The organism is Streptomyces sp. NPDC057877, from assembly GCF_042796855.1.
Taxonomy (GTDB): Bacteria; Actinomycetota; Actinomycetes; order Streptomycetales; family Streptomycetaceae; genus Streptomyces.
In genome coordinates, this window is the sequence record NZ_JBHVMS010000001.1 from 876,361 (window position 1) to 890,212 (window position 13,852).

11 protein-coding genes, 2 rRNA genes and 1 riboswitch are annotated in these 13,852 nt (G+C 66.7%); of the genes, 1 reads left to right on the plus strand and 12 read right to left on the minus strand.

Features of this window, described 5'->3' with window-relative positions; all coding sequences use genetic code 11:
* Positions 1-34: 34 nt before the first annotated feature.
* Positions 35-130: riboswitch (glycine riboswitch) on the minus strand.
* Between the two features lie 163 nt (positions 131-293).
* Positions 294-641, plus strand: a complete 348-nt coding sequence (locus tag ACFVQG_RS03870) for a PRC-barrel domain-containing protein (RefSeq protein ID WP_383376449.1) — start codon at positions 294-296, stop codon at positions 639-641.
* 340 nt (positions 642-981) lie between these two features.
* Here ACFVQG_RS03870 and ACFVQG_RS03875 read toward each other — a convergent pair whose 3' ends face one another.
* The 12 genes from ACFVQG_RS03875 to ACFVQG_RS03930 all read right to left on the minus strand — a co-directional run.
* Positions 982-2,364: a DNA polymerase IV gene (locus ACFVQG_RS03875; protein WP_383376451.1), complete on the minus strand. Its 1,383-nt coding sequence runs from the start codon at positions 2,362-2,364 to the stop codon at positions 982-984.
* A gap of 56 nt (positions 2,365-2,420) precedes the next feature.
* A complete protein-coding gene (locus ACFVQG_RS03880; RefSeq protein WP_383376454.1) occupies positions 2,421-3,101 on the minus strand; it encodes a MerR family transcriptional regulator in 681 nt (226 codons plus the stop codon).
* 261 nt (positions 3,102-3,362) lie between these two features.
* A complete protein-coding gene (locus ACFVQG_RS03885; RefSeq protein ID WP_026281837.1) occupies positions 3,363-3,836 on the minus strand; it encodes a bifunctional nuclease family protein in 474 nt (157 codons plus the stop codon).
* 133 nt (positions 3,837-3,969) lie between these two features.
* Positions 3,970-4,710 carry a MerR family transcriptional regulator gene (locus tag ACFVQG_RS03890; RefSeq protein ID WP_383376456.1) on the minus strand — a complete coding sequence of 247 codons (741 nt, stop codon included), beginning with the start codon at positions 4,708-4,710 and terminating at the stop codon, positions 3,970-3,972.
* A gap of 41 nt (positions 4,711-4,751) precedes the next feature.
* Positions 4,752-5,702 carry an FHA domain-containing protein gene (locus tag ACFVQG_RS03895; protein ID WP_383376459.1) on the minus strand — a complete coding sequence of 317 codons (951 nt, stop codon included), beginning with the start codon at positions 5,700-5,702 and terminating at the stop codon, positions 4,752-4,754.
* Positions 5,703-5,763: 61 nt separating this feature from the next.
* Positions 5,764-6,597: a DUF881 domain-containing protein gene (locus ACFVQG_RS03900; protein WP_383376461.1), complete on the minus strand. Its 834-nt coding sequence runs from the start codon at positions 6,595-6,597 to the stop codon at positions 5,764-5,766.
* Between the two features lie 5 nt (positions 6,598-6,602).
* The gene (locus ACFVQG_RS03905; RefSeq protein WP_003977440.1) at positions 6,603-6,935 is read right to left on the minus strand and encodes a small basic family protein; all 333 of its coding nucleotides are present in this window, start codon (positions 6,933-6,935) and stop codon (positions 6,603-6,605) included.
* Positions 6,932-7,858, minus strand: a complete 927-nt coding sequence (locus tag ACFVQG_RS03910; RefSeq protein WP_383376463.1) for a DUF881 domain-containing protein — start codon at positions 7,856-7,858, stop codon at positions 6,932-6,934. Before ACFVQG_RS03910 ends, ACFVQG_RS03905 begins: the two co-directional genes overlap by 4 nt.
* A gap of 98 nt (positions 7,859-7,956) precedes the next feature.
* A complete protein-coding gene (locus ACFVQG_RS03915; protein ID WP_383376466.1) occupies positions 7,957-10,452 on the minus strand; it encodes a sugar phosphate nucleotidyltransferase in 2,496 nt (831 codons plus the stop codon).
* A 115-nt stretch (positions 10,453-10,567) separates the two neighbouring features.
* Positions 10,568-11,176, minus strand: coding sequence for a CDP-alcohol phosphatidyltransferase family protein (locus ACFVQG_RS03920; RefSeq protein WP_383376468.1), 609 nt, complete (start codon positions 11,174-11,176; stop codon positions 10,568-10,570).
* Positions 11,177-11,285: 109 nt separating this feature from the next.
* A 5S ribosomal RNA gene (gene rrf / locus ACFVQG_RS03925) occupies positions 11,286-11,402 on the minus strand.
* A gap of 87 nt (positions 11,403-11,489) precedes the next feature.
* Positions 11,490-13,852, minus strand: a 23S ribosomal RNA gene (locus ACFVQG_RS03930); the annotation flags it as partial.

The following is a 13,852-nucleotide window of genomic DNA, read 5'->3' on the forward strand; positions in this document are numbered from 1 at the left end:
CGCCGTCGACACCCGCCCTGCTTTCCAGAGTGACCTCGTCCGTGCGGTACGTGGGCCTGAGAGATTCCGGGGAGGATTTGCTCCTTCGGCGCCTCCGATGGTGTCTGGAGGACTCTCCCGCACGGGGTCAGCAGCCGTTCGTCAGCGTACCAGCGCACACAAGACCCGGTCCTTCGAGTGGCCGCCACTCTCAATGTGCTCTTTCGTAGTAATCAAGCACAAACCGCTGGAGAACGCCTAGAACCCCCTGAGAGCCGACCGTAACGGACGACTTGCGACCAGTTGGAGGGCCCGTGCAGACCGACATCGATCCGCGCAACCTGATCGGCCGCAAGGCGTTCGACCGCAACGGCGTCAAGATCGGCACGATCGACGAAATCTACCTCGACGACGCCACCGGCGTCCCCGAGTGGGCCGCCATACGCACCGGCCTCTTCAGCAGAGACGCCTTCGTCCCCCTCGAACCCAGCGAACTCGTCGAAGGCACCCTGCACATCCCTTTCGACCGCACCCTCATCAAGGACGCCCCCGACTTCGGCGTGGGCCGCCACCTCTCACCCGAACAGGAACTCCAGCTCTACCACCACTACGGCCTGGACGTGACCCCTCCCTCCACCACACCGGAGGACGCGGAGGCCTGAGCCAACGGCCCTACCCCTGAGCCCCGACCTGCCCTGCCCTGACCTGCCCTGCCCTGCCCTGCCCAACTGCCTGATCTACACCGCCCGCCTCGCCCACTCGAACTGCCACCCGCCGTGCCCCCCTCGCAGCCCGCCCAATCCGCCTAGCGTGCGGGCAGTCGTGCCGCTGGGGCGGTACGGGTGGGCACAGGCACGGGTGGACGCAGGCGGCACGGGTGGGCGCGGGCGGCACGAGTGGACGCAGGCGGCACGAGTGGACGCAGGCGGCACGAGTGGGCGCGGGCAGCACCCCGCCAGCGCTGGACCGCGCGACCCACCCCCGCCCAGCAACAGCACCGGATCAGCCAAGAACCCCGTCCACCGACCCGGCCCCGGGCGCACCGTCGGCGACCAGCGGCAACGAATCCACCCCCACCAACAACGGATCCCCCACCAAGAACGTCCGCACCCGCCCAGGCAGAGACCCCGGCGTCTCAAACCGCACCGTCACCCGCCCCACCCCGCTCCCCTGCACCCACCCGTACCCATACTCCGCGTGCCGCACATCGTGCCCCGGCAGCCACCGACGCTCACCGACGTCCTCGCCCTGCTCACGACCCCCGTCATCCGCGGTCCCCTCCCCCACGGCCTCCGCCTCCTCCCCCCGCTCCCCCGCCGCCTGAGCGAACAAGTCCTCCTGCGTGTAATCGGCAAGCCCACTCACCCCCACCCCCAACAACCGCACACCCCCGGTCGTGTCCACCGACTCCAGCAACCGCCCAGCCGCCTCCCGCACCACCGCCGGATCATCGGTAGGCCCCCGCAACGTCTCGGACCGCGTCAGCGTGGAGAAGTCGTAGCGCCGCACCTTGAGCACGATCGTCCGCCCGGACAACCCGGCCCCCCGCAACCGCCGCACACACCGGTCCGCCAGCCGCTGCACCTCCAGCCCCACCCGCACCCGGTCATGGATGTCCACGTCGTACGTGTCCTCCACGGACACCGACTTGGTCTCCCGCTCGGCCACCACCGGCCGCTCATCCCGCGCCAACGCCATCGCGTGCAACGCGTGCCCGTGCGCCTTGCCCAGCAGCCGGACCAGCTCGTCCTCCCCCGCCTCCGCGATCTCCTCCACCGTGGTGATCCCGGCCCGCCGCAGATGGTCCCCCGTCGCGGGCCCCACCCCCGGCAGGGTCCGCACCGACATCGGCCCGAGCAGCGCCCGCTCCGTGCCGGGCTCGATCACCACGAGCCCATCGGGCTTGGCCTGCTCGGAGGCGATCTTCGCGAGCATCTTGGAGGCGGCCAGCCCCACCGACCCGGTGAGCCCCGTGACCCGCCGTATGTCCGCCCGGAGCCTGCCCCCGACCAGCCGCGCCGACGTCTCGTCCCAGGCCGCTCCCCCGGCCTCCAGATCGACGAACGCCTCATCGAGGCTGAGCGGCTCCACCAGCGGCGACAGCGCCCGCAGCAGCTCCATGACCTGCTCGCTGATCGTCCGGTACAGCTGGAACCGCGGCACGAGATACGCCGCGTTCGGCGCGAGCCGCCGCGCCTGCGCCATGGGCATCGCCGAGTGCACCCCGAAGACCCGGGCCTCGTACGACGCGGTGGCCACCACACCCCGCGGCCCCAGCCCGCCGACGATCACGGCCTTGCCGCGCAGGCTCGGCTTGGACGCCTGCTCCACCGAGGCGAAAAAGGCATCCATGTCGAGATGCAGGATCGTGGGCGCGGTTCTCACATCTCCGATGCTGCCTCACGCCACTGACAATGCCCCGCGAGGACGGCCCGTCGGCCTCACACCGCCCGATTGCGCCGCCGCGCCAGCTCATCCGCCGGGTTGTGCCCGACGAGCGTCTCCCCGGTGTCGATGCGCTCCCCGTGCAACTGCGAAAGCGCGCTCTCGACGTCCCGCCACACGACCCCCACGGCGATCCCGAAGATCCCCTGACCACCCTGGAGCAGGGCATGCACCTCGTCGGGCGAGGTGCACTCGTAGACCGTGGCACCATCGCTCATCAGCGTCATCCGCTCCAGATCCCGGAAGCCGCGCTCCCGCAGATGCTGCACGGCGGTACGGATGTTCTGCAGGGACACCCCGGTGTCGAGGAACCGCTTCACGATCTTCAGGACGACAACGTCCCGGAAGCTGTACAGGCGCTGTGTCCCCGACCCGTGGGCGGGCCGCACGCTCGGTTCGACGAGCCCGGTACGGGCCCAGTAGTCGAGTTGCCGATAGGTGATCCCGGCGGCGGCACACGCCGTCGGACCCCGGTAGCCGATCTCTTCGGATGCCATGGACGCCGCCCCTCCGCCGCCGACCACGGCCGCCGCGCGCTGCACAGCGTGATCGGCCGCCCTGACCTGGGGATACCCCCCGTTCGAGCGGAGCCGAGAGCTTGGGGGAGGGTACGGACCGCTCTCCCCCGGACTGCGTCCGGGGGCACCCCCAGCCGTACCGTCGCCGCTGCTTCTCACGCCGACCTCCGTCCTTGACCTGCCTTCTCGACGGTAGGCAGTCACCAAGGGTGCGTCAACGATCGCCACACTCGGCACGCCGAGTGATAATCACCCTAAGAGTGGTTTCCCGCACCCCGCCGCGGGGAAAGGCTAGCCGAATGCTCTGGTGAGAAGCCGCATGACGCCCTCACTCGCCCCCGGCACATGCCGGGCCACGAGCGGTCACCGGCCGTGAGCCGACCCTTACGGAGCACTCGCCCACTGGGTCGGCCGCGCGGCTCACTGGCTGCTGCTGCCGAAGTCCTCCGGCGAGATCTGATCGAGGAACTCGCGGAACTTCTCCACTTCGTCCTCCTGCTCGTCCGGAATCGCGATACCGGCGTCGTCGAGCACCCCGTCACTGCCGTAGATCGGCGTTCCGGTGCGCAGGGCCAGCGCTATGGCATCGGACGGGCGGGCACTCACCTCGACGCCGCTGGCGAAGACCAGCTCCGCGTAGAAGACGCCTTCGCGCAGGTCAGTGATGCGCACTTCGGTCAGCTCCTGGCCGACGGCCTCGAGCACGTCCTTGAACAGGTCGTGGGTCAGCGGTCGCGCGGGAGCCATGCCCTGCTGGGCGAAGGCGATCGCCGTCGCCTCCCCCGGCCCGATCCAGATGGGGAGGTAACGGTCGCCTCCCACTTCACGCAGGAGCACGATCGGTTGGTTGGAGGGCATTTCGACCCGGACACCTACGACATCGAGCTCGTTCACACAGTAACCCTAGGACGTGCCCGGGACGTTTGGGTAGTCGGGCCGACAACGGGTGCCCGATCCGTCCCGGCCGGACCCGGCCCCCAGCCCGTCCGGCCGGGCCCTGAGCCCCGTACCGGATTCGGCGCGCCGCTCATGGCAGCCGCACTCCGAGCGCGGTCTGCACCAGCGCCGCGTGCAGCTTCATCGTGAGCCCCGCCAGTTCCTTCGTACGGGCCTCCGCGTGCGTTCTGGTCTGCGGGTTGCGGTGCCGCCGCAGCGGGGCCACCACCTGGTCCACCAGCCCCGCCTCACGGTCGGCCGCGGCCTTCATCAGCCGCAGGTGCCGCGGCTCGATCCCGAACCGCCCCAGCTCGGCGACGAGCGCCGCCACGGTCACCACCTCGGCGTCGAACGACCCGTCCGGCAGCGCCGCGACCAGCCCGTACGACTCCCACTCGGCCAGCTCGGACTCTCCGATCCCGGCGGCGGCCAGCAGCTCGGCCCGGCCGATCCGGGCCGCCGTGGGCCCCTCACAGGGCTCCGGCGCGTCCTCCCCGTCCCGCTGCCTGCCCACCCGGGCCGGAAGGGGCACGGCCTCACCGCGCTCCATGGCGTCGAGATGCTCACGGATCACCTTGAGCGGCAGGTAGTGGTCCCGCTGCATCCTCAGCACGTGGCCGAGACGCTCGACGTCCTCGGCACTGAACTTGCGGTATCCCGAGGGGGTCCGCTGCGGCTCGATCAGCCCCTCCGACTCCAGGAAACGGATCTTGGAGATCGTCACCTCGGGGAACTCCTCGCGCAGCACGTTCAGCACCGTGCCGATGCTCATCAGCCCACTGTCCATGGCGGCGGTACCGCGCCCGGCACCGCCGCTCGGTGTTCGAAGCATGGACCTTCCCTGGGGTTCCCCGGACCGCGTCCGGGGGCGGGTCAGATGCCCTGCCTGCTGGCGTAGAACACCAGCCGGTACTTGCCGATCTGGACCTCGTCACCGTTCGACAGAGCGACCTGGTCGATCCGCTCGCGGTTGACGTACGTGCCGTTCAGGGAGCCCACGTCGGCAACCGTGAACGAGCCGTCCGGGCTGCGCCGGAACTCCACATGGCGGCGCGAGACCGTGACGTCGTCCAGGAAGATGTCGCTCTGCGGGTGCCGCCCGGCCGTGGTCAGATCGCTGTCCAGCAGGAAGCGGCTGCCCGAGTTCGGCCCCCGGCGCACCACCAGCAGCGCGGAACCCAGCGGCAGCGCGTCGACGGCCGCCTGGGCCTCGGGGGAGAGCATCGGCACCGGCGTCTGACCGGTCGCCTCGGCGTCGTAGGCCTCGAGACCGCTGATGGAGATCGTGGACGTCGTCTCCGACGGACGCTCGGCCGCGGCGCCCGCGCGCAGCGGCGCGCCGCAGTTGGAGCAGAAGCGGCTGTTCTCCGCGTTGCGGTTGCCGCACCTCGTACAGACCAGGGCCGACATGGACGGATCCTCCTGCCGCGGCTGCCCCGCGGGGGCGTTGGACGCGTACGGACCGGAAAACCCTCCACCCGCACTTGAGGGTTGCCCGAAACCTATGCCTCCGGCCTGGGCAGGGTCAACCGACGGCGCGCCCGGACCTCCGGCGACACCACCGCCTTGACCAGCTACCTCGTCCCGGAACATCGGGCGCTGACCCTCTGCGTCGGGCTGTGCGCGATGCCGAGCGGTCGCGTTCCCGCGGCCCTCTCGTGCGCTCTTGCCGAACAACTTCGCAAACAACTTCACGGGCGATTCCCCTTGACCGAAACAGACCCGCCCGTGGGGCAGGACGAACCCTGATAGCACACACTGGCCGACCCGGACACCTTCACAACGTCCGTCTCCACCAGACAGTTTCCACCACGCACCACCCATTCGGTGCGCCGACCCCCCGCAACCTCATGCCCTGGCCGGACGTCCCCCATGCACCCCCGGTTCACGGGGAGGACGACCGAGCGTAGTCAGGCCGCTTCGCCACTCGCAAGGCGTCCACAACGATCTTGTCCGACCGCGCAACCGTAACGGTGGCCTGCTCCTTCTCCAGCATCTGCACCACGCCTCCTGGGATGTTGAGCGCCGGTTCGAGGTCCTGCGGCTTGCCGATGACCTTGAAACGATAGGGCGCGTTGATCTTGTTCCCGTCGACGCTCACGCTTTCACCCGACTCCGTCAGATAGGTGCCCGCGACCACGCGTACCCCGTTCACCTGGATCGCCTCCGCACCCGCCGCCCGCAGCTCCTGGACCGCGTCGAGCAGCATGTGCGCCTCGACCGTCCCCTTCGTGTCCTCGATGGTCATCGTGATCCCGGGCCCCTGAGCCGCCACCGTGCCCGCCAGGATCCCGAGTTGCCGCTCCTTCTCGACACGCTGCTTGCGCGCCTCCTCGGCTTGGTCCGAACTGTTCTCCAGTTCGTCCCGCTGCTCCTCGAGATCCCGCTTCTCGTCTTCAAGACGCTGAGTACGGTCGTCCAGTTCATCGAGGATGCGAACAAGATCTTCCTGACGGGCACCCCGCAGGGCACTGTCACCGTCACTGTTCGAGGCGACCTGGACGGCGAGCCCGAAGCCCAGCCCGAACAGCAGCAGGGCGACGATGAGTTGCGCCCGGCTCACCCGCGGCGGCCACAGCCCCTGCGCCAGCCGCTGCCGACCGGTCAGCCGCGGCTCGGAGACCTGCTCGGCGACCTCGGCCCGCGGCACCTGCGCGGGCACCTCCGCGGGCAGCTCTCTGCGCAGCCGGTTCTCCTGCGCCTCGTCCTTGTCGTTCATCGCCCTCACGCCCGGAACACATGCCGCCGGATCGCCGCGGCGTTGGAGAAGATGCGGATACCGAGCACGACCACCACACCGGTGGACAGCTGCGCCCCGACGCCCAGCTTGTCGCCCAGGAAGACGATCAGCGCGGCCACGACGACGTTCGACAGGAACGACACCACGAAGACCTTGTCGTCGAAGATGCCGTCGAGCATGGCCCGCAGGCCACCGAACACGGCGTCGAGCGCCGCGACGACGGCGATCGGCAGATAAGGCTCCACTGCCGCCGGAACCTCGGGCCGGACCAACAGGCCGGCCACGACTCCCACGACGAGGCCCAGTACGGCGATCACGATGTGCCTTTCTCAGTTCTCGGCTGTGCGGTCTCGATGAGCGGCTCAGCGGTACGGACGATCACGCTGGGCGCCGCCGGCAGCCGGAGATCGTCCTCCACGGAGATGCCGGTACGGATGCCGAAGCTCTCCTCCAGAGCATCCAGGTACAGCCCGTCGGCGCTGTCCTGGAACCTGGCGCTCATTCCTTCCCCATCCCCCACCGCCAGCACCGTGTACGGCGGCACCAGCGGCCTGTTGTCGACCAGTATGGCGTCGCCCGCGGCCCTGATCGCGGACAGCGCCGTGAGCCTCTGGCCGTTGATCGAGACGGCCTCGGCACCCGACTCCCACAGCCCGTTCACCACGCGCTGCATGTCCCGGTCCCGTACCCGCCCCGTGTCGGAGAAGCCCGACGTCCCGCGCGGGTCGTTGTCGCCGCCCGCCGAGGCGTCCTCGGCGTCGTTGACGACCAACTTCACACCGGGCCCGCGCACTTCGGCAGCGCCCGACAGAATCCCCAGCAGCGCCGTACGGTCACCGCCGCCGCTCTCCTTGAGCGCCTCTCGCTGGCGCGCGCCCACCTCGTCACGCAGTTCGTCGACGCCGCTCTCCAGATCGTCCGCGGCGGCGGTCTCGCTCTCGATGCGGTCGATCAGCTCCTCGCGCTCCTTGGCCACGACGGGAGCGGCGACCCGCGCCTGCGCGGCGCCCACCGTCACGATCAGGGCCGCGAGCACCAGACCGGCGGCCAGCCCGAGCTTCGCCCGCAGCGTCTTGGGCAGCCCTCCGGCCCCCGCCGCCTCCTTGCGGGCCGCCGCCTCGGCGTACCCGTCGTCGAGGCTGTGGTCCATGACATTGGTGAGCAGCGACATGGACGCGTCCGGACGCGAGGCGCGTGGCGGTGTGCTCCGAACGGGGGGCGGCTGCGGCATGCCGCACATCGTCGCATGTCGCGACCGGTACCTCCGAACGGCCCCACCGGCGTGCCGGACAGGCCCCCTTGGGGACACTTGTCCGGCACGCACGCGTGCAGGGTGTTTTACCGCCCGGCGCTGTCCACGACGGCCGACCACTCGTCGAGCAGGGCCTGGGCGGAGGCGTCGTCCGGCCCCTCGGCCCACAGATGGGTGACCGCCTCGGCCGGGTCGGGCAGCACCAGCACCCAGCGACCGTCGGACTCGACCACCCGTACCCCGTCAGTGGTGTCCACGTCGCGCTCTCCCGCCGCCTCGACGACCCGCCGCATCACCAGCCCCTTGACGGCCCACGGGGTCGCCAGATCCCGCTTCAGGACGTGCGCGCGCGGGATCCGCGCGTCGATCTGGCTGAGGGTGAGCTGAGTCCGCGCCACCAGTCCGATCAACCGCACGAAGGCCGCCGTACCGTCGAAGACACTGCTGAACTCGGGGACGATGAACCCGCCCCTGCCATCCCCACCGAAGATCGTCGACTCGTCCCGCCCCACGCGGGTCAGATCGTCCGGCGAAGTGGTGGTCCAGTCCACCTGCGTCCCGTGGTACGCCGCCACCTGCTCGGCGATCCTCGTCGTGGTCACCGGCAGCGCCACCCGCCCGCTGCGCCGCTCCGCGGCCACCAGGTCGAGCATCACCAGCAGTGCCCGGTCGTCCTCGACGATCCGCCCCTTCTCGTCGACCAGCGACAACCGCTCGCCGACAGGGTCGAACCGCACCCCGAACGCGGCCCGCGCGGACGCGACGATCTCACCCAGCCGGACCATCCCGGACCGCCGCGCCTCCGCCGACTCCGTCGGCCTCGACTCGTCCAGACCGGGGTTGATGGTCAGCGAGTCCACACCCAGCTTGCCCAGCAGACTGGGCAGCACCAGCCCGGCACTGCCGTTCGACGCGTCGACGACGACCTTCAGCCCCGACTCGGCGATCCCTGTCGTGTCGACGTTCCGCAGCAGCGACCCGGTGTACGAGTCGAACACACTGGCCGGGAAGTGCAGGTCTCCGATCTCCCCGGGGAACGCCCGCCGGTACTCCTGCCGCGCGAACACCCGGTCCAGCTTGCGCTGACTGCCCTGCGACAGATCCGCGCCCTGCCCGTCGAAGAACATGATGTCCACGGAATCCGGCACCCCGGGCGTGGTCCGGATCATGATCCCACCCGCGCTCCCCCGCGCCGTCTGCTGGCGAGCAACGGGCAGCGGTACGTTCTCCAGGTCCCGTACGTCGATGGCGCTGGCCTGCAGCGCGGAGATGACCGCGCGCTTCAGCGCCCGGGCGCCACGGGAGTGGTCGCGGGCCGTCGTGACGGTGGAGCCCTTCTTCAGCGTCGTCGCGTAGGCACCGGCCAGCCGCACCGCCAGTTCGGGCGTGATCTCCACGTTCAGGATTCCGGAGACGCCCCGCGCACCGAACAGATGCGCCTGGCCCCTCGACTCCCAGATGACGGAGGTGTTGACGAACGCACCGGCCTCGATCGTCTTGAACGGGTAGACCCGGACATTGCCCTGCACGATCGATTCTTCGCCGATCAGGCACTCGTCCCCGATGACCGCCCCGTCCTCGATCCGGGCGGCCCGCATGATGTCCGTGTTCTTCCCGACGACACAGCCCCGCAGATTGCTGTGCTGGCCGACGTACACGTTGTCGTGCACCACGGCCTTGTGCAGGAAGGCCCCGCTCTTGACGACGACGTTCGAGCCGACGACCGTGTGCTCCCGGATCTCCGCACCGGCCTCGACCTTGGCGTAGTCGCCGATGTAGAGCGGTCCGCGCAGCACCGCGTCGGGATGCACCTCGGCACCCTCCGCCACCCACACACCCGGGGAGATCTCGAAGCCGTCCATCTCGACGTCGACCTTGCCCTCCAGGACGTCGGCCTGCGCCTTCACATAGCTCTCATGGGTGCCGACGTCCTCCCAGTAGCCCTCGGCGACATAGCCGTAGACGGGCTTGCCCTCCTTCATCAACTGGGGGAAGACATCACCTGACCAGTCGACGGGCACGTCCGCCTCGACGTAGTTGAACACCTCGGGCTCCATCACGTAGATGCCCGTGTTCACCGTGTCCGAGAAGACCTGGCCCCAGGTCGGCTTCTCAAGGAAACGCTCGACCTTGCCCTCTTCGTCGACGATGGTGATGCCGAACTCCAGGGGATTGGGCACCCTCGTCAAACAGACCGTGACCAGCGCTCCCTTTTCCTTGTGGAAGCTGATCAGCTCGGTGAGATCGAAGTCGGTCAGGGCATCGCCGGAGATGACGAGGAAGGCGTCGTCCTTCAACGCTTCTTCGGCGTTCTTGACGCTTCCGGCGGTACCGAGTGGCTTCTCCTCGTTGGCATAGGTCAGTTCCATACCGAGTTCTTCGCCGTCACCGAAGTAGTTCTTGACGAGCGACGCGAGGAACTGGACTGTGACAACGGTCTCATTGAGCCCATGCCTTTTGAGCAGCCGCAGAACGTGCTCCATGATCGGCCGGTTGGCCACCGGCAGGAGCGGCTTGGGCATGCTTGAGGTCATTGGGCGAAGGCGTGTACCTTCGCCACCGGCCATCACGACGGCCTTCATGTCGGAAGCGTCCTCCTCTAAGAGATGACGGTCTAGCCGACTACTCCCGCCCGAATTGTCCCGCACTTTTCCACCGCGGGCCATCGCGCCGCTGCGGCCGCATCAATCGGCGAGGTCAATCGGCCATGGTGTCCGCCCGTACCAGACGGCGGACCTGTACCACGTAGAGAACTCCTGCCCACCAGTACAGGGTTGTACCCCATCCGGCGAACGCCCATCCGAAAATGGCAGCGAGTGACGAGATCCATCCACTTCCGTCACTGAGCAGGAGCAGCGGAAACGCGTACATCAAGTTGAAGGTCGCGGCCTTCCCCAGGAAGTTCACCTGCGGCGGCGGATAGCCGTGCCGTCTGAGGATGCCGACCATCACCAACAGAACCAGCTCACGTGCCAGCAGTACAAGGGTCAACCAGATCGGCAGAATCTCGCGCCAGGTGAGCCCTACCAGAGTCGAGAGAATGTAGAGGCGATCGGCCGCAGGGTCGAGGAGCCGACCCAGGCTGCTGATCTGGTTCCAGCGCCGCGCGAGCTTACCGTCCAGGTAGTCACTGACCCCGCTCAGCGCCAGTACGAGCAGCGCCCAGCCATCGCTCTTGGGCCCTCCGAACTCGGGCCTGAGGATCAGCCACAGGAAGAGCGGCACACCAAGGAGCCGCGCCATGCTGAGGATGTTCGGGATGGTGAGGACCCGATCCGTCTGGACACGGGTCTCCTGGACCTCCACCCGGGAGCCTCCTGTGGGAAATGAGCCAACGATGCCCCCCGACCTTACCTCAACGCAAAAAAGCTCTGGCCCTCGGGTTAGAGACCCAAGAGCCAGAGCTCTAAAAGGAGTTCGGCGGCGTCCTACTCTCCCACAGGGTCCCCCCTGCAGTACCATCGGCGCTGTAAGGCTTAGCTTCCGGGTTCGGAATGTAACCGGGCGTTTCCCTCACGCTATAACCACCGAAACACTATGAAACTGTCAGCCGCACCACGCTCTGTGAAACGTGGGGCTGTTCGTGGTTTCAGAACCAACACAGTGGACGCGAGCAACTGAGGACAAGCCCTCGGCCTATTAGTACCGGTCAACTCCACACGTTACCGTGCTTCCATATCCGGCCTATCAACCCAGTCGTCTACTGGGAGCCTTACCCTCTCTAGGAGGTGGGAGTCCTCATCTCGAAGCAGGCTTCCCGCTTAGATGCTTTCAGCGGTTATCCCTCCCGAACGTAGCCAACCAGCCATGCCCTTGGCAGAACAACTGGCACACCAGAGGTTCGTCCGTCCCGGTCCTCTCGTACTAGGGACAGCCCTTCTCAAGACTCCTACGCGCACAGCGGATAGGGACCGAACTGTCTCACGACGTTCTAAACCCAGCTCGCGTACCGCTTTAATGGGCGAACAGCCCAACCCTTGGGACCGACTCCAGCCCCAGGATGCGACGAGCCGACATCGAGGTGCCAAACCATCCCGTCGATATGGACTCTTGGGGAAGATCAGCCTGTTATCCCCGGGGTACCTTTTATCCGTTGAGCGACGGCGCTTCCACAAGCCACCGCCGGATCACTAGTCCCGACTTTCGTCCCTGCTCGACCCGTCGGTCTCACAGTCAAGCTCCCTTGTGCACTTACACTCAACACCTGATTACCAACCAGGCTGAGGGAACCTTTGGGCGCCTCCGTTACCCTTTAGGAGGCAACCGCCCCAGTTAAACTACCCATCAGACACTGTCCCTGATCCGGATCACGGACCCAGGTTAGACATCCAGCACGACCAGACTGGTATTTCAACGACGACTCCACCACCACTGGCGTGGCAGCTTCAAAGTCTCCCAGCTATCCTACACAAGCCGAACCGAACACCAATATCAAACTGTAGTAAAGGTCCCGGGGTCTTTCCGTCCTGCTGCGCGAAACGAGCATCTTTACTCGTAGTGCAATTTCACCGGGCCTATGGTTGAGACAGTCGAGAAGTCGTTACGCCATTCGTGCAGGTCGGAACTTACCCGACAAGGAATTTCGCTACCTTAGGATGGTTATAGTTACCACCGCCGTTTACTGGCGCTTAAGTTCTCAGCTTCGCCCCACCGAAATGGAGCTAACCGGTCCCCTTAACGTTCCAGCACCGGGCAGGCGTCAGTCCGTATACATCGCCTTACGGCTTCGCACGGACCTGTGTTTTTAGTAAACAGTCGCTTCTCGCTGGTCTCTGCGGCCACCCCCAGCTCAAGCAGCAAGTGCTATCACCGGAAATGGCCCCCCTTCTCCCGAAGTTACGGGGGCATTTTGCCGAGTTCCTTAACCATAGTTCACCCGAACGCCTCGGTATTCTCTACCTGACCACCTGAGTCGGTTTAGGGTACGGGCCGCCATGAAACTCGCTAGAGGCTTTTCTCGACAGCATAGGATCATCCACTTCGCCACAATCGGCTCGGCATCAGGTCTCAGACACATAGTGCGCGGATTTACCTACACACCGTCCTACACCCTTACCCCGGGACAACCACCGCCCGGGATGGACTACCTTCCTGCGTCACCCCATCACTCACCTACTACCACCTTGGTTCAGCGGCTCCACCACTCCCCTTTGCCCGAAGGCTCCAGGACGGCTTCACGGCCTTAGCATCAATAGGTTCGATGTTTGACGCTTCACAGCGGGTACCGGAATATCAACCGGTTATCCATCGACTACGCCTGTCGGCCTCGCCTTAGGTCCCGACTTACCCTGGGCAGATCAGCTTGACCCAGGAACCCTTAGTCAATCGGCGCACACGTTTCTCACGTGTGAATCGCTACTCATGCCTGCATTCTCACTCGTCAACCGTCCACAACTCGCTTCCGCGGCTGCTTCACCCGGCAGACGACGCTCCCCTACCCATCACAGCGGGCGTTGGCCCTCATGCTGCAATGACACGACTTCGGCGGTACGCTTGAGCCCCGCTACATTGTCGGCGCGGAATCACTTGACCAGTGAGCTATTACGCACTCTTTCAAGGGTGGCTGCTTCTAAGCCAACCTCCTGGTTGTCTGTGCGACTCCACATCCTTTCCCACTTAGCGTACGCTTAGGGGCCTTAGTCGATGCTCTGGGCTGTTTCCCTCTCGACCATGGAGCTTATCCCCCACAGTCTCACTGCCGCGCTCTCACTTACCGGCATTCGGAGTTTGGCTAAGGTCAGTAACCCGGTAGGGCCCATCGCCTATCCAGTGCTCTACCTCCGGCAAGAAACACACGACGCTGCACCTAAATGCATTTCGGGGAGAACCAGCTATCACGGAGTTTGATTGGCCTTTCACCCCTAACCACAGGTCATCCCCCAGGTTTTCAACCCTGGTGGGTTCGGTCCTCCACGAAGTCTTACCTCCGCTTCAACCTGCCCATGGCTAGATCACTCCGCTTCGGGTCTTGAGCGCGCTACT